Source organism: Pseudomonas sp. TH06, assembly GCF_016651305.1.
Lineage (GTDB): Bacteria > Pseudomonadota > Gammaproteobacteria > Pseudomonadales > Pseudomonadaceae > Aquipseudomonas.
Genome location: NZ_JAEKEC010000001.1, coordinates 3,703,097 through 3,719,720, shown reverse-complemented (window position 1 = coordinate 3,719,720; position 16,624 = coordinate 3,703,097). Strand labels below are relative to the sequence as shown.

15 protein-coding genes are annotated in these 16,624 nt (G+C 60.8%); 8 read left to right on the top strand and 7 right to left on the bottom strand.

Features of this window, described 5'->3' with window-relative positions; translation table 11 throughout:
- Positions 1 to 60: 60 nt before the first annotated feature.
- Genes JFT86_RS16740 through JFT86_RS16725 form a run of 4 tightly spaced genes read right to left on the bottom strand, consistent with a single transcriptional unit; the run spans position 61 to position 2,662 of the window.
- The gene (locus JFT86_RS16740; RefSeq protein ID WP_201237524.1) at positions 61 to 1,374 is read right to left on the bottom strand and encodes a sensor histidine kinase; all 1,314 of its coding nucleotides are present in this window, start codon (positions 1,372 to 1,374) and stop codon (positions 61 to 63) included.
- A complete protein-coding gene (locus JFT86_RS16735; RefSeq protein ID WP_201237523.1) occupies positions 1,371 to 2,039 on the bottom strand; it encodes a response regulator transcription factor in 669 nt (222 codons plus the stop codon). The genes JFT86_RS16740 and JFT86_RS16735 overlap by 4 nt, the downstream gene beginning before the upstream one ends.
- A gap of 3 nt (positions 2,040 to 2,042) precedes the next feature.
- Positions 2,043 to 2,354 carry a PepSY domain-containing protein gene (locus JFT86_RS16730; RefSeq protein ID WP_201237522.1) on the bottom strand — a complete coding sequence of 104 codons (312 nt, stop codon included), beginning with the start codon at positions 2,352 to 2,354 and terminating at the stop codon, positions 2,043 to 2,045.
- The gene (locus JFT86_RS16725) at positions 2,354 to 2,662 is read right to left on the bottom strand and encodes a PepSY domain-containing protein (protein ID WP_201237521.1); all 309 of its coding nucleotides are present in this window, start codon (positions 2,660 to 2,662) and stop codon (positions 2,354 to 2,356) included. Before JFT86_RS16725 ends, JFT86_RS16730 begins: the two co-directional genes overlap by 1 nt.
- Before the next feature lie 246 nt (positions 2,663 to 2,908).
- On the opposite strand from JFT86_RS16725, the gene JFT86_RS16720 reads away from it, so the two are divergent.
- From JFT86_RS16720 to JFT86_RS16695, 6 genes are all read left to right on the top strand, one after another.
- Complete coding sequence (locus tag JFT86_RS16720; protein ID WP_201237520.1) at positions 2,909 to 3,988, top strand: patatin-like phospholipase family protein; 1,080 nt, start codon at positions 2,909 to 2,911, stop codon at positions 3,986 to 3,988.
- An 85-nt stretch (positions 3,989 to 4,073) separates the two neighbouring features.
- Positions 4,074 to 4,430 carry a 6-carboxytetrahydropterin synthase QueD gene (gene queD / locus JFT86_RS16715; protein WP_007955941.1) on the top strand — a complete coding sequence of 119 codons (357 nt, stop codon included), beginning with the start codon at positions 4,074 to 4,076 and terminating at the stop codon, positions 4,428 to 4,430.
- 201 nt (positions 4,431 to 4,631) lie between these two features.
- Positions 4,632 to 5,444, top strand: coding sequence for an alpha/beta hydrolase (locus tag JFT86_RS16710; protein ID WP_201237519.1), 813 nt, complete (start codon positions 4,632 to 4,634; stop codon positions 5,442 to 5,444).
- A gap of 253 nt (positions 5,445 to 5,697) precedes the next feature.
- A complete protein-coding gene (codB, locus tag JFT86_RS16705; protein ID WP_201237518.1) occupies positions 5,698 to 6,969 on the top strand; it encodes a cytosine permease in 1,272 nt (423 codons plus the stop codon).
- A 15-nt stretch (positions 6,970 to 6,984) separates the two neighbouring features.
- Positions 6,985 to 8,220 (top strand): cytosine deaminase, encoded by a 1,236-nt coding sequence (gene codA, locus JFT86_RS16700; protein ID WP_201237517.1) that lies wholly within the window; start codon positions 6,985 to 6,987, stop codon positions 8,218 to 8,220.
- Positions 8,221 to 8,337: 117 nt separating this feature from the next.
- Positions 8,338 to 8,991: a carboxymuconolactone decarboxylase family protein gene (locus JFT86_RS16695; RefSeq protein ID WP_201237516.1), complete on the top strand. Its 654-nt coding sequence runs from the start codon at positions 8,338 to 8,340 to the stop codon at positions 8,989 to 8,991.
- 24 nt (positions 8,992 to 9,015) lie between these two features.
- Here the strand turns inward: JFT86_RS16695 and JFT86_RS16690 are convergent, their stop codons facing one another.
- Entirely contained in the window at positions 9,016 to 9,996 is a 981-nt protein-coding gene (locus JFT86_RS16690) for a diaminopimelate epimerase (RefSeq protein ID WP_201237515.1), read from the bottom strand.
- 239 nt (positions 9,997 to 10,235) lie between these two features.
- On the opposite strand from JFT86_RS16690, the gene JFT86_RS16685 reads away from it, so the two are divergent.
- Together JFT86_RS16685 and JFT86_RS16680 are read left to right on the top strand one after the other, a co-directional pair.
- Positions 10,236 to 11,387, top strand: coding sequence for an MFS transporter (locus tag JFT86_RS16685; protein WP_201237514.1), 1,152 nt, complete (start codon positions 10,236 to 10,238; stop codon positions 11,385 to 11,387).
- 115 nt (positions 11,388 to 11,502) lie between these two features.
- Positions 11,503 to 13,038 (top strand): trypsin-like peptidase domain-containing protein, encoded by a 1,536-nt coding sequence (locus JFT86_RS16680; protein ID WP_201233128.1) that lies wholly within the window; start codon positions 11,503 to 11,505, stop codon positions 13,036 to 13,038.
- A 41-nt stretch (positions 13,039 to 13,079) separates the two neighbouring features.
- Here the strand turns inward: JFT86_RS16680 and JFT86_RS16675 are convergent, their stop codons facing one another.
- Both JFT86_RS16675 and JFT86_RS16670 read right to left on the bottom strand, forming a co-directional pair.
- Positions 13,080 to 15,506, bottom strand: coding sequence for a TonB-dependent receptor (locus JFT86_RS16675; RefSeq protein WP_201237513.1), 2,427 nt, complete (start codon positions 15,504 to 15,506; stop codon positions 13,080 to 13,082).
- 98 nt (positions 15,507 to 15,604) lie between these two features.
- Entirely contained in the window at positions 15,605 to 16,588 is a 984-nt protein-coding gene (locus JFT86_RS16670) for a FecR family protein (protein ID WP_201237512.1), read from the bottom strand.
- Positions 16,589 to 16,624: the final 36 nt, after the last annotated feature.

Here is a 16,624-nt window from a genome sequence, read left to right as displayed (position 1 = left end):
AAAACATCAAAAGATCGCAGCCTGCGGCAGCTCCTACATAGGTTTGTGCGAGGTTCGGGATCAGCGTTTAGGCAGCTCGATCACCACCTTCAACCCGCCCCACTCACTCTCGCCCAGCACCAGCAACCCGCCCCACGTGTCGACGATGTCGCGCACAATCCCCAGTCCAAGGCCATGCCCGTGAGTCTGTTCATCCAGCCGCGTTCCCCGGCTGAACACCTGAGCGCGTTGTTCCTCGGGAATCCCCGGGCCGTCATCTTCCACGCTCAGGGCAAAACCGTCCGTACGCTCAATCACACTCAAACGCACCTCGGCATCGGCCCATTTGCAGGCGTTGTCCAGCAGGTTGCCGAGCAACTCCAACAAGTCTTCACGATCCCACGGCAATTGCAGACCCGGCGGCGAGGCGTAACTCAGCGCCAGGTGTTCGCCATGGATCATGTTCAGCGTCGCCAGCAATCCCGGCAGTTCTGCATCGCAGTCGAACAATGCACCGGGCAATGCATCACCGGACAGTCGCGCCCGGTTCAGTTCGCGATTGAGCCGTTGCTGCACTTGCTCCAGTTGTTCCTTGAGGATCTTGCGCAGCTCGGGATGGCCGTCGAGTTTTTCGCTCGACGCCAGACTCAACAGCACCGCCAACGGCGTCTTCAGTGCATGGCCGAGATTGCCCAGCGCATTGCGTGAACGCTTGAGGCTGTCTTCGGTGTGTGCGAGCAAATGGTTGATCTGCGCCACCAACGGTTCCAGCTCCACCGGCACCTGATCATCGAGTTGCGAACGCTGGCCCTGCTGCAATTGCGCAATCTGCTCGCGGGCCTTTTCCAGCGGTTTCAACGCGCGGCGCACGGTCAGGCGTTGCAAAAACAGAATCAGCAGCAGCCCGCCCAGGCCCAGGCCGAGACCAATCTGGCGCATGCGCTGAAAGCTCTCGCGCACCGGCGTGTAATCCTGCGCAACGCTGATCGAGATCGACTGCCCCAAACGCCGATAATCCGAACGCAGCACCAGCAACTGCTGACCGTCCGGGCCCAATTGCAGATTGCTGTGCAGACCGGGATGTTCAAGCAGCGGCAGATCCTGATCCCATAGCGAGCGCGAACGCCAATGACTGTCGGCGAAATCGATACGGAAGTAATGCCCGGAAAACGGCCGCTGATAGGCCGGCGACAGGTGCCGCTCATCCAGTTGCAAGCCTTGCGGCCCACGCACCAGAGCCACCAGCAGGCTTTCACTGTCGTTGCGCAATCCGGCTTCGAGATAGCGCTGCAACCCCACCTCAAACAACCACAGGCTGGTCTGCGCCAACACCAGGCCGACAACCACCATGACGCTGATCAACCCCAGGCTCAAACGGCGCTGGATTGATCTCACGAAGCCTGCCCGCCGAACAGGTAACCCTGACCGCGACGGGTTTCAATCACGCTTTTGCCGAGCTTGCGGCGCAGGTGATTGACGTGGACTTCGAGGACGTTGGAGTCACGTTCGGTTTCACCGTCGTAGAGGTGTTCGGCGAGATGGCTTTTGGAAAGGATCTGCTCCGGGTGGAGCATGAAATAACGCAGCAGACGGAACTCGGCGGCGGTCAGTTGAATGTCGGCACCGTCGCGGGTCACGCACTGACGGCCCTCGTCCAGATGCAGGCCGGCAGCCTTGAGCGTCGGTTGATTGGCCTGCCCCTTGGAGCGGCGCAGCAGCGACTGAACGCGCAGGTGCAGTTCTTCCGGATGAAACGGTTTGGTCAGGTAATCATCGGCACCGGCCTTCAAACCTTCGATGCGCTCGGCCCAGGAATCGCGCGCGGTCAAAATGATCACCGGCGTCGCCAGGCCGCCCGCACGCCACTGCGCCAGCACCTCAAGCCCCGGCACACCGGGCAGGCCGAGATCGAGGATGATCAGGTCATAGGGCTCGCTGCTGCCCTGATACACCGCATCGCGACCGTCGGCCAGCCAATCCACCGCGTAACCTTGGCGTTGCAGGCCGGCGATCAATTCGTCGGCCAGCGGCACGTGGTCTTCCACCAGAAGCAAACGCATCGATCAATCTTCCTTGTCTTTCACAAGTTCGCCGGTATCGGCCTTCAAGTGCAGCTCACGGGCGACACCCTCGACCGTCAGCAACTCGACTTCGTAAATGTACACGTCGTGTTTTTCTTCCAGCTCGACTTCCAGCAGTTTCGCGCCGGGGTAGCGATCCATGGCCTGCTGCAGCACTCGTTCCAGCGGCAGAATCACGCCGTTCTGGCGCAGTTTCATGGCTTCGTCCGGGCCGAGGTCGCGGGCCATCGCCGCCGAGCAGAAAATCACAAGCGCCAACGCAGTGCGGCTGGTGGCGCGAACATTAACCTTCATTACGTATCCTGATGATCCTTGAGAATCTGCCCAGTCACCGCGTCTAATTCCAGATCCCACTCCAGCCCTTGCGGATCACGCATTTCGATCTGGTAGATGTACTTGCCGTACTGTTCTTCCAGCTCGGTGTCGGTGATCTCGGAGCCCGGGTGTTTGGTCAGTGCCGTGGCATTGAGCTTCTCGAAGGAGACGATAGTACCAGCGTCGCGCAGCCGCAGGGCTTCATCCGGCCCCAGATCGCGTGCATGGGCGAGGCTGGCGGTCAGGCCGAGGATCGAGGCGAGGGACAGGGCAGTCAGGGTTTTCATGGGTGTCTCCGTATTTTTATGTGTTGCTTACGGTCGGCACCTTAGCGGGATGAACTTAACTGAAACTGAATTGCCATCATTGCCCTCAGCCAACACAGATCCCCTGTAGGAGTGAGCCTGCTCGCGATGGCGGTGTATCGGATAGATCATCGCTGAATGAACCACCGCCATCGCGAGCAGGCTCACTCCTACAAGGTTTTGCGACATGTGCTTATAATCCTTCGCTTGCTAACGATCGAGACCGGTATGACCGCCATCCACATCAAGTTCCCCGCCCTCACCCTCAAGGCTGGCCCACGGGCCATGGCGCGCATTCGTGCCCAGGGCCTGAACGCCGCCGACGTCGGCACCCTGCCCGGCGCGGCCGGTGGGCCGAAGGCGTTGGGGATTCAGGGGCTGGATCTGGCGCTGTTCGGTGAGTGGCTGCCGAGTGCGCCGCGCGAGCGCTCGCTGATCGGCGCGTCGGTCGGTTCCTGGCGTTTCGCCAGCGCCTGCCTGCCAGACGCGGCCGAAGGCATCCGCCGTCTCGGCCAGTTGTACGCCGAGCAGAATTTCAACAAAGGCGTGACCATGGCTGAGATCAGCCAAAGCTCGCAGCGCATGCTCAATGACCTGCTCGACGGCCGCGACGCGAGCATCCTCGACAACGCCGATTACCGCTTGAACATCATGGTGGTGAAAAGCCACGGACGCCTGGCCGACGACCATCGCGGTCGCCTGGGGCTGGCGCTCGGTTCGGTGATCGCCTACAACCTGCGTGGCCGCGCACGGCTGTCGCGACACTTCGAACGGTTGATCATCCACGATCCGCGCCTGGCGCCACCGGTGCATGCGTTGAACGACTTCCCGTCACGCTTCGTCGCGCTGAATGCCGGTAACCTGCGTCAGGCGCTGTTGGCCTCGGGGTCGATTCCGATGGTCATGGAAGGCGTGCGCGACTTGCCCGGCGCCGGTGCCGGCACGTTCCGCGATGGCGGCCTGCTCGACTATCACCTCGACCTGCCCTACAGCGGTGACGGCATCGTGCTTTATCCGCATTTCACCGATCGGGTGATTCCGGGCTGGTTCGACAAGACCCTGCCGTGGCGCCGCGCCTCGACCGAGCGCTTGCAGGACGTGCTGCTGCTCGCGCCTTCGAAGGAATATCTGGCGCGCCTGCCCTACGGCAAACTGCCCGACCGTAACGACTTCAAGCGCTTCATGGGTGACGCCCCGAGCCGCCAGAAATACTGGCACGCGGCGATGGACGAAAGCCGCCGAATGGGCGACGAGTTTTTGGAACTGACTGCCAACGGTCGCCTCGCCGAGCGCCTGCTGACCCTTTAGTCAGTGTTTTGCCCAGAGCTCTGGTAAACTCGCCGCCTGCCCGAATCGCTGCGGCGAACGCCATCTGAACAGAGCCGAAAATACTGTGGAAATCTTCAAGGAATTTACTTTCGAATCCGCCCACCGCCTGCCGCACGTCCCGGACGGCCACAAGTGCGGACGCTTGCACGGTCACTCGTTCAAAGTGGCGATTCACTTGAGCGGCGACCTCGATCCGCACACTGGCTGGATCCGTGACTTCTCCGAGATCAAGGCGATTTTCAAGCCGCTGTACGAGCGTCTTGATCACAACTACCTGAACGACATTCCCGGCCTGGAAAACCCGACCAGCGAAGTGCTGGCCAAATTCATCTGGAATGAATTGAAGCCACTGCTGCCGGAACTGAGCGCCATCCGCATTCACGAGACGTGCACCAGCGGCTGCATCTATCGCGGCGAGTAATTCAACACCAATCCCCGTGTAGGAGCTGCCGCAGGCTGCGATCTTTTGATCCTGTTTTTTAGAATCAAGATCAAAAGATCGCAGCCTGCGGCAGCTCCTACAGGGGATTGGTGTATTTTCAGGGAACATAAGAGAACAGCCTTCACGGCTGTTTTTTTATGCCTATGCTTTTTGGCTCAAACCCGCCAAGAGGACAGGCCCATGACGGACTGGCTGCTGGATCAGGTCTTTGACTTCAACGGGCACACCGTGCGCCATGCCGTACGCGGCGACGGTCCGGCGCTGGTGTTTGTGCATGGCACGCCGTTCTCGTCGTACGTGTGGCACCGCATCGCCCCGCACTTTTTCGCCACGCACCGGGTGCACTATTTCGATCTGCTCGGTTACGGGCGCTCCGAACAACCGGACGCCGATGTCTCCCTCGGGGTGCAGAACGAGCTGTTGGCGCAATTGCTCGATCACTGGCAACTCGACCGCCCGGACGTCGTCGCCCATGACTTCGGCGGTGCCACGGCATTGCGCACGCACCTGCTCAACGGCAAGGATTACCGCAGCCTGACGCTGATCGATCCGGTCGCGCTGACGCCCTGGGGCTCACCGTTCGTGCAGCATGTGCGCCAGCACGAAGCGGCGTTCAGCGGCCTGCCGGATTACATCCAGCGCGCCATCGTGCCGACCTACATTCGTGGAGCGATTCATCGGGATATTCCCGATGAAGAACTGGCGCCCTACGTGCAGCCGTGGCTCGGAGATCCGGGGCAAGCGGCGTTCTATCGGCAGATCGCGCAGATGGACGAGCGTTACACCCGTGAGGCCGAAACGCTGTACCCGAGCATCCGCTGCCCGGTACAGATTCTCTGGGGTGAAGACGATCAGTGGATTCCCGTCGAACGTGGCCGCGCCCTGCACCAGTTGATCCCCGGTTCACAATTCCACGCCATCGCCAACGCCGGCCACCTCGTCCAGGAAGATGCCCCGGAAGCCATTGTCGCTGCCCTGCTCCGCTTCCTCTGACCCCACACAAATCCCCTGTAGGAGCTGCCGAAGGCTCGGGCCGCGATCGGACGATCTTTTGATCTTGTTTTTCAAGATCAAGATCAAAAGATCGCAGCCTTCGGCAGCTCCTACATGGGGCTCGGGTGCATTCAGGTGCACCGCTTTCGCGCCAATCCATGTGTCTCGTCTATACATAACCCGCGCCACCCGGCATTTGGCACGACCACTGCAACCTCTCCCGCGTCTTACCCTTCCAGCAAAGGACCGCCCCATGACGCAGAACGATCCCGGCAACGATTACCCCCTCAGCGAAGTCCCGATGCACGCGCGTAAAGGCCTGGCCTCGACCGCCATGGTGTTACTGGGATTCACATTCTTCACCGCAACCATGTTTGCCGGCGGCAAGCTCGGCGTGGCATTCAGTTTCAGCGAGATGATGGCGGTGATCATCGTCGGCAATCTGCTGCTCGGCCTGTACGCGGCGGGCCTCGGTTACATCGCCTTCAAAAGCGGCCTCAACTCGGTGCTGATGGGGCGTTTCTGTTTTGGTGAAGTCGGCAGCAAGCTCAGCGACCTGATCCTCGGGTTCACCCAGATCGGCTGGTACGCCTGGGGCACCGCGACGGCTGCCGTGGTGATTGGCAAATACTTCGAACTCGATGAAGGCACCGTGCTCGGCTTGATGGTGCTGTTCGGTCTGATGTTCTGCGCCACGGCTTACGTCGGCTATCGCGGACTGGAGATTCTGTCGTACATCGCGGTGCCGGCGATGATGTTGTTGCTGATGCTGTCGATGTGGGTGGCGACGGTGAAGGTCGGTGGCTTCGAAGGTTTGCTCAGCGTGGTGCCAACGACGTCGATGGATTGGTCGACGGCGATCACGCTGGTGTTCGGCACCTTCGTCAGCGGCGCGACGCAAGCGACCAACTGGACACGGTTTTCCCGTTCAGCGCGGGTGGCAGTGCTGGCCAGCCTGATCGGTTTCTTTATCGGCAACGGTTTGATGGTGTTGATCGGTGCCTACGGCGCCATCGTCTATCAGCAGCCGGATGTGGTTGAAGTGTTGCTGCTGCAAGGTTTCGCCATGGCCGCGATGGCGATGTTGTTGCTGAACATCTGGAGCACGCAGGACAACACCATCTACAACTTCGCCGTCGCCGGCTGCAACCTGCTGCGCACCAGCCGACGCAAAACCGTGACCCTGGCTGGCGCGGTGATCGGCACCCTGCTCGCCCTGTTGGGCATGTACGACATGCTAGTGCCGTATCTGATTTTGCTGGGCACGGTGATTCCGCCGATTGGCGGGGTGATCATGGCCGACTTTTTCTACCGCTGGCGCGGCCACTATCCGCGCCTGGCCGACACCCGGCTGCCGGCGTTCAACTGGCCGGGGCTCGGGGCTTACGCGGTCGGCACCGTTGCCGCGTTCAGTTCGCCGTGGGTCGCGCCGCTGGTAGGCATTGCCGCTGCCGCGCTAACGTATGTCATCGTCACCGGCCTGCTCGGCGCCCGCAGCGCCAGCGCGCCAATACAAGACCTATAAAAAAGGATTCGCCTGATGCACATCATCAACGCCCGACTACGCAACCAGGACGGTTTGCACGAATTGCACCTTGAAGACGGGCTGATCCGCAGCATCGCCCGCCAGACCGAGGCCCCGACCCTGGGCCGCGACGACCTCGACGCCGGCGGCAATCTGGTCGTGCCGCCCTTCGTCGAACCGCACATCCACCTCGACGCCACCCTCACTGCCGGCGAGCCGCGCTGGAACATGAGCGGCACGCTGTTCGAAGGCATCGAATGCTGGGGCGAGCGCAAAGTCACCATCACCGAAGAAGACACCAAAACCCGCGCCCAAAAGACCATTCAGACGCTGGCCGCCCACGGCATCCAGCATGTACGCACCCACGTCGATGTCACCGACCCACAACTCACCGCGCTGAAAGCCATGCTCGAAGTGCGTGAGGAAAGCCGTCACCTGATCGACCTGCAAATCGTCGCATTCCCGCAGGAAGGCATTGAGTCGTTCCGCAATGGCCGTGAGCTGATGGAAGAAGCGATCCGCATGGGCGCCGATGTGGTTGGCGGGATTCCGCATTTCGAATACACCCGCGATCAAGGCGTCAGTTCGGTGAAGTTCCTGATGGACCTGGCCGAGCGCACCGGCTGCCTCGTCGACGTGCATTGCGACGAAACCGACGACCCACATTCGCGCTTTCTCGAAGTGCTCGCCGAAGAGGCGCGCAGCCGCGACATGGGGGCATTGGTCACCGCCAGTCACACCACGGCGATGGGCTCCTACGACAACGCCTACTGCGCCAAACTGTTCCGCCTGCTCGGCCATTCCGGGATCAGTTTTGTCTCCTGCCCGACCGAGAGCATTCACCTGCAGGGACGCTTCGACAACTTCCCGAAACGCCGTGGCGTGACCCGGGTGAATGAGCTGCTCGAAGCCGGTATGAACGTGTGTTTCGGCCAGGACTCAATCGTCGATCCGTGGTATCCGCTGGGCAACGGCAACATCCTGCGCGTCCTCGAAGCCGGGCTGCACATCTGCCACATGCTCGGCTACCGCAATCTGCAAAGTGCACTGGATCTGGTGACCGACAACAGCGCCAAAGCCATGCATCTGGGTGAGCGTTACGGGCTGGAACAGGGACGCCCGGCGAACCTGCTGATTCTGTCGGCGGACAGCGATTACGAGGTGATCCGCAGCCAGGGCCTGCCGCTGTATTCGATTCGTGGTGGTGAGGTGTTGATGAAGCGGCAGATGCCGGTGGTGGAGTTCGTCTAAGGTATAGAAGTCGGCGTCGCAACGGCGCCGATTCACTCCACTTCGATGGACGCTCTTTCATGCTGAAGTTCGTGCGCAGTTGATCAGCCGCCATCCTCATTCGCTTGAGGACTCGCCATGAAACACAACCCTCTCTCCACTCCGATGGCCACGCTGTACGCCGAAGGCCGCCATACCTTTATCGAACTGGTGCCCGACGGCGGTGCCCGTCTTGATGCCTTGTTTCATACCGTGCCCGCACTGGGCGAACTGGCCGTCGGCGTTGTGTACGGGCATCTGCATGCTCGTCCCGGCCTCGACCCGCGCCTGCGTGAGGCAGTGTCCTTCGCTGCGATCGTGGCTTCAGGCATGGTTGGCCCACCGTTGAGCGTACACCTCAAGACCGGGCTGGCCTCGGGATTGGCGCCCGGTGAAATGACCGAAGTGCTGTTGCAGGCTTCGGCATTCGCGGGGTTCCCCCGGGCAGTGAGTGCGGCCGAGCAACTCAATCGACTGTTCGACGAGGCCGGCCTGACCTCACCGCCTGCACCGACGCCGCGTGAACTCGCCCTGGCGTTCTGTGAGCAAGTACGCGACGGCCACGCGCCGATACCGGTCAGCGCAGCGGTGAAACGCCAGTTGAAGCATGCGCGGAGCCTGTCGCTGCTGGCGTCTTCGGCGCATTCGGTCATCGTTGAGTGTTTTGAAGAGCAGCCCGATCCACAGGCGTTGCTGCGACTGAAAGTCGAAGGAGACCGAGTAACGAGCGTGACATTGTTCAAGGCTCACTGACCCTGCCACGCCCTCCTACAGGGGTCAGGCAATCTGGTGGGCTGTGCCGAACAGGCTGACGCGCAGCAATTGCCCATTGGCCTCTTCCAGCAGAATCGGCGCCGTGCCGCCGGGCATGACGACGTGTACGGCGCCTGCCGCGACCCAACCGACCCGCCACGCTGCCGAGGCCACCGCGCTGGCGCTGGTGCCCGAGGACGCAGTCGGGCCTTCGCCGCGCTCAAACACGCGCGCGACAATCCGTTGCTCTGATTCGCGCGCGGCCCACTGCAGATTGATGCCCGCCGGACAAAGTTGTCCGGTGCCGGTCGGCATGGCGTAGGCGATTCGGGTCAGGTCTTCGTTCAGTGGTGATTCACGCATTCTCTCGTTAGTGGGCAACGCGGTCTTGTCGCCGAGCAGTGTCACGCAATGCGGATTGCCGATGCGCACGAACTGACTGTGGCGCCAAGCAGGATCGAGTTGCGCCAAGGGTTGCACATGACTCACCTCGCGACCGTTCAAGTCGACACTTTCGACGTTCTGCGCGCCCACGGAAAACGGCCCGAAACCGGGCTGGCCGAGATCCAGCCAAAAACCTTTTACCCCATCGACTTCAGCCGGTTTCACCGAGGTTTCCACCGGGTCACCCTTGTCATGATGCACCCGCAACAGCGCGCCCTCCTCCGGCAGTAAACCTTGCTCGGTCAGTGCCTGAGAAAAAATCGTCAGGCCGTTGCCACTGCGCTCGGCAAGCGTGCCGTCGGTGTTGACGATCAACACATCGAACGGTGGCGAAATCTGGAACGGGCCGATCAGCAGGCCGTCACTGCGGTGTGATTTACCGTTCGCTGGCCGCTGACCTTCTGGCCAGTCACAGCAAAACCTTACCGCTGCCTCACTCCACGCCTGCCGCGATGACGCGCATTTGCCGGCGTTGGCTGGCAGATCAATGCCCGCCTCGCGCAATGCGCTGGGTAAAATCACCCCGTAGATATTGCCCCGTGCATCGTAGAACTGCGTCATCGCCCGTTTTCCCTGCTGCCATAGAAGTCCACTGTAAACTGCGATCCCTTGTAGGAGCGAGCCTGCTCGCGATAGCGGTGTGTCAGTCGACATTTTTTTTAAATCGGCCCACCGCTATCGCGAGCAGGCTCACTCCTACAGGGTACGATGTCGGCTGTACGCCCTCGAACGATCGGCGATCGAACCTCGACGCTGAATCACTGTCCTTCGGGGACGCGAAGTTTTTGCCAAGGATTGATATGACCAGCCTCACCCCCCAAGACACCTTCGTCCCCGGACGCCTGCAACAGATGTCCACGCGCATTGCCTTCTTCATCGCCGGGCTCGGCATTGCCGCGTGGGCGCCACTGGTGCCGTATGCCAAGGCTCGGGCCGGACTCGACGAGGGAACGCTGGGCCTGTTGCTGCTGTGCCTCGGGGTCGGCTCGATTCTGGCGATGCCATTGGCGGGGATTCTCGCGACACGGTTCGGCTGTCGTCGGGTCGCCACCGGCGGCACCTTGCTGATCTGCGCAGCGTTGCCGTTGCTGGCCACGGTGTCGTCGATCCCGGCGCTGATCGCCACGCTGTTCATGTTCGGCGCCGGACTGGGCACCGTGGATTCGACGGTGAACCTACAAGCGGTGATCGTCGAGCGTGCCAGTGGCAAGAACATGATGTCGGGCTTTCACGGTTTGTTCAGCCTCGGCGGGATTGTCGGCGCGGCGGGTGTGAGCGCCCTGCTCGGCCTCGGCCTGTCACCGCTGGGTGCGATGCTGGTGGTGGTGGCCGTGCTGATTGCTGCGCTGTTCAAGTGCGTGCCGCACATGTTGCCCTACGGCAGTGAAAGCTCCGGCCCGGCGTTCGCAGTGCCCCACGGCATCGTGCTGTTTATCGGCGGCATGTGCTTCATCGTGTTCCTCACCGAAGGCGCGGCGCTGGACTGGAGTGCGGTGTTCCTGGCGCAGGAGCGCGGGATCGACACGGCGTATGCCGGTTTGGGTTACGCAGCGTTTGCTCTGACCATGACGGCCGGACGCTTGATGGGTGACCGGATTGTGCGCAGTGTCGGTGCGACGCGGATCATTCTGTTTGGCGGTCTGTTGGCCGCGACCGGGCTATTTCTGGCGACGTTTGCACCGAGCTGGGAAGCGGCGTTGGTCGGTTATGCGCTGGTCGGTGCCGGGTGTTCGAACATCGTGCCGGTGCTGTATACGGCGGTGGGCAAGCAGACGGTGATGCCGGAAAGCATCGCTGTGCCAGCGATCACGACCTTGGGTTATGCAGGGATTCTGGCGGGGCCGGCGGTGATTGGTTTTGTCGCCCATGCGAGCAGTTTGAGTTTTGCTTTCGGGCTGATGGCGGTGCTGCTGGTGGCGGTGGCGATTGGCGGGAAAGTGCTCAAGGTCTGAGGAAAGGGATTTACGACAAACGGTGGATTATTAGGCAGTCCACTGTCATTTCTGACAGTGGACGGATATCGCATCGCGTCGCAGCATAAGATCAGTCACCTCTTATGGACGCATCATGAAATCGATCTGCAGAAACGGAATTCTGGCGCTTCCACTGCTGCTCGGTCTGAGCCATGGTGCGCAGGCGTCGACGCCAACCGATCCGGATCTAGGTGAAGCCGTGGCCAATTTCGCGCCGGAGCAGGTCTTGAGCGACGACCATGGGCAACACCGGCACTGGTTGGCGATCGGTCGGGTAATAGTCAGAAAATCTCATTGTTCCGGCAGCCTGATCGACACGCGCGATGCCGATGGCATTCAGGACGGTCCGGCCTACGTACTGACAGCGGGACACTGCGTGTATAGCGACGCAGATCGTTTTATCCAAAATGCCCCCGTCTCTGGCCGGGTCATTTTCAACTATTTCAAGGACACGCAGGCCCGTCAGCAGACCTACTCGATAGTGCGAATCCCTTGGGGTACGCGGCGCGGTGGTGACATTGCCATCGTTGAACTTGACCGTTCTCTGAAACAACTGATGGATGACGGGATCACCCCGCTGAAACTGACGCGCCAACCTGCGGCGGCGGGTTCGAATGTGCTGATCGTCGGAGCACCGCAATCCTCCTTTCTGACACGGGTCGCCTGCCGGCAGGAAGCGTCGGTCGATATATTTGAGGAAGGTTTCGTCTGGTTCGACCAACTTAGCAATCGCTGCGAGGGTGTACGCAACGGTATTTCCGGTTCACCGGTCCTGACTCGATATGGCAACGAGATCCTCGGGGTAATCGGTACGACTACGCGCATCGGCGGACCATCGATGTGCGGTGCGGATGAGCCCTGCGAAATCCGTGATGGTACGCCGCAAAAATCGCCAGACACCAACTATGCAACGCCCGTCACCTCTCTGGATCGCTGCTTCAACGCGGGTCGATTCACTTCCGACAATGTCGACTGCCCGCTCGGCCCGGCCAGTGACTTCGAACCGCGCAACGATGAAAACTACGTGCGGATGCTACGAAATACAGAGGGTGGTTTTGATCCGCTGCTGTGGAAACAGACCTTTACCTCGGATCAACCCTTTTACCGGCTCAAATACACTCGAACACTGGCCGACTGCGCGAACGGCGAGGGCTATGGCCCGGCTCGACAAAGCAAAGGTAAAGAACAAGACACCTCAACTCACGCTTTACGCGCAGGCCCCGGGTTCTATTTCTTATGCGTCATGGGGCAACCGCACGAGACAGTCACCGTGGATCGATGGTCGGCTCGAAATGCCCGAGTCTACTGGCGCTGGGCACTGGCAGGGCCGTCAAACCTTGCCCCGGTCTATACGTTGTTTGAAAGTAAAAAAAACACCTTTACCGTTACCCCGGTCGAAGTGGCGCCGGATCTGACTGACGCGGGTTACCAATACAAAATTATTCCCCCGCAAACGTCCGATTGCCTGAACGCCGAGGACTATCAACGCCTTGGGGAGAACCAGAGTGCGTTTATCGTCACGGTTGCCGATGGTCCAAAAAGAGTTTGTCTCAAAGGTCATGACATCGTAGGCAATCCCTCCCCGGTGGTGGATTTCCAGTTACTTGAATCAACCGATAAAAATGAATAATTGTGCTGCAGGCGGCTGGCGACAGCCGCCTGCGCAAAAGGTCAGAAGCCCACGCTGGCCTGCACAAAGAACGTCCGAGGCGCCCCCACATACATCCCAGAATTGTTATCACTCGAACGCGTGAAGTACTGCTTGTCAAAAACGTTCTTCACCCCCGCCCCCAACTTCAAATTCGACACCTGCGGCCCAAAGTCATACCCCCCACGCACGTTCCAGGTCACATACCCCGGAATATCGCCATACTGCCCATCCGCCGTACCATCGGTAATGTAATTGCCATTGAAACTGCCATCAGCATTCACCCCGGTACCCGGCGAACGCTGCTTCGACTGGGCAAAACCGTCAATGTTGTAAGTCCAGCGGTTGACGTCATACCGCAAACCAACCGTCGCCACCTGACGCGAATAGAACGGCAGATCACGCCCCTTGAAGCCCGGAATCTCACCTTCATACGTCGCGCGGGTGTAAGTAAAACCGGCATTCGCGGTCAAGCCATCAAGACGCGGATCCAGCGCCGCCATGTCGTAATGCACCGACGCCTCAATGCCCTGGTGCTTGGTCGCGCCAAGGTTGGTCCAACCCACATCGTTGCTGATGTATTGCAGTTCGTCGTCGAAGTCGATGTAGAACAGCGTCACTTCCCCGCCCCACACGTCATCGTTGTAGCGCGTACCGATTTCGTAAGTCTTGGCCTTTTCCGGCTCAAGACCGTTGGCCGTCTGGTCACCCGAGCCGCCCTGACCGAGCTGAAAATACTGCAGGCTGCCAAACGACGTTTCGTAGTTGGCGAACAGCTTCCACGCATCCGACAGGTGATACATCACGCTCAGCGCCGGCAGCGGTTCGTTGCTTTCGATGCTGCGGTTTTTTTCCTGCACCGGCTTGCCCGCCGTGTCGAGCACAGCGCGATCGTGCCAGTCAGTGCTGATGTGTTCGAAGCGAATGCCCGGGGTGATGGTCCAGTTGCCGACGTCGATCTTGTTGTCGATGTAGACCGAGTTGGCCTCAGTGCCGCCGGTGCGGTCCTGGAATGTATGGCCATCGGACGTCGGCGTGAGCACCGGTTGGTTGTTGACCAGCGCCACACGGCTCGACGACTCGTGCATCGCCTCTTTCAAATAGCGATAACCGACGCTGACTTCCTGCGTGGTCGGGCCGACATCGAATACCCGCGACACACGCGGCTCGATGCCCAACGTGTAATAGGAACGCGGGTACGAGCTGAGGGTTTTCTGGTCGCGGGCGGCGATGGTGCTGCCACGGAAACTGTCGGTGTAGTAGGTGAGGATTTCTGCTTGGGTGCGTTCGTCGATCTGGCGGATCCACTTGAACGACACGTCTTTGCGCCGACCCGTGAATTGGTCGTAGTCGCGCACCGAGTCGTACGGTTTGTCGTCGTACTGCTTTTGCGTCAGACCGCCGGGCATGTCGGCACTGGCGTCGTAGTAATGGAAATTGAGGCTGAAATCATCCTGATCGGTCGGCGCCCAGTGCGTCTTGAGCAACACGTCGTCGATGTCGTTGCCGTTGTTGCGCTCGCGGTAACCGTTGCCGTTGACGCCCGAGTACAGCAACGCCACGCCCATGCCGTTGTCGGCGGTGCCGCCGAGGAACGCCGTGTCGATGTGCTTCCAGCCGCCGTACTGAGTGGTTTCCAGCGTGGTGCCGATTTCACCGGTGGCTTTTTCCGGAATGGCGCGGGTGACGAAGTTGATCACACCGCCGACGTTTTGCGGCCCATAACGCACGGAACCAGCGCCGCGTACGACGTCGATGCTGTCGAGGTTGCCGGAAGAGATCGGCGCCATCGACAGTTGCGGCTGGCCATAAGGCGCGAACGCTGCCGGCACGCCATCGATCAGCACAGTGGAGCGTGGCGACAGACGCGAAGTCAGACCGCGCACGCCGACGTTGAGGGAAATGTCGCTGCCACCGGTGCCGTTTGAGTCCTGCACCTGCACGCCCGGCACACGCTTGAGCACGTCACTGACGTTCATTGCGCCCTGCTCGACCATCGCTTCGCGGCGGATCACCGTGCGTGCGCCAGGGTGGTTCTGCACCACGGCGGCATTGGCATCACCGAGCCAGTCGCCGACCACTTTGATGTCGGTCACGCCCAGTTCCAGCGGGCCATTGCTGGCGGCGGAGGTCACGGCAGGCGACAGGGTCACCGAACCTTCGTTGATCTGATAATCCAGACCGCTGCCTTGCAGCAATTGGCGCAGCGCCTGCTCCGGAGAGATGTCGCCATCCACCGCCGGGGCCTGTTTGCCGGCGACCAGGTCCGGGCTGAAAAACACCTGCAGCGAAGTTTGCTGACCCAGTTCACTCAGGGCCTGGCCCAGCGGCTGCGCGCGGATATGGATGGCGTCGGCAGCGAATGCCAGGGGCATCGCGGCGTTGACCGCCAGCGCGAGGGCCAGCGGCAACCAAGGGGATTTTTTGTTGTTGGCAGTGGTGGTTTTCACGTCGAACGTAGTCCTGTGGATCGCAAGAGTGTGCGGCTGTTAATGCAAACCAGTTGCAGTTGAACAGGAAGACGATGAACTCGAAAAAAACCTGAATTTTATTTTGAAATTATTTCCTGACTGCCATCAGCGAGGGTGCGCACGGCCACCGGCAGGATGCTCGGCAAGGCCTTGAGCAAGGCGTCGGTGTTGTCGGATTTGAACACGCTGGTCAGGCGCAGATTGGCCACCGCCGGATTGGCGACGGTCAGCGGCTTCTGCCGATAACGCGACACTTCGGCGGCGACTTCGCTGAGACTGGCGTTGTTGAACACCAGTTTGCCGCCGCGCCACGCTGTCAGCTCTGCCGGATTGACCGCATAGGCGGCGGCGACTTTGCCCAGCGCATCGACGTCGGTGCCGAGGCCTGCGGTCAGGTTGATGAATTCATTGTCCGGCGCCTGACGACCCTGCACCTTGACCGTGCCCTGCTCCACCGCGACACGGGTTTGCGCGACATCGCGACGCACATCGAAGCGCGTGCCGGTGACCGTGACCTTGCCGCTGCCGGCCTCGACCACGAAGGGCCGGGCGCTGTCGTGCTGGACGCTGAACATCGCCTCGCCTTCGCTCAACTCGATCAACCGGCGATCCTTTTCAAAGCGCACCTGCAAGCGGCTGCGGCTGTTCAGATCGATCACCGAGCCATCCGGCAGCGCCACATGCTTGCGTTCACCCAGTGCCGTGGCGAACTCGGCGCTGTAACCCGCCGGATGATTCAAACCACTGAACAACCCGAGCCCGAGTGCCACCGCCAGCACACTGGCCGCCATCGCGTAACGCAACAGCGGACGCCGCTCGCGACGGCTGGATGGCGTATCGATAAGGGCTTTGAGCCGTGGCGCCGGCAACAGATCCGCCGCCGACCACAAGCCCTGCAACAACTGGAATTCGTCGCGATGCTGCGGATGCTCATTCAGCCAGACGTCAAAGCGCTGCTGCTCGTCGGCACTGACGGCCGGCTCCTGCAAACGCACAAACCAGGCAGCCGCGTCATCGCGCACTGTTGTTTGCCCGCACGCGCAATCACGAATATCCGTCATGGAATGTCCTGTTTGGCTGGGGATGAAAAAGCACGG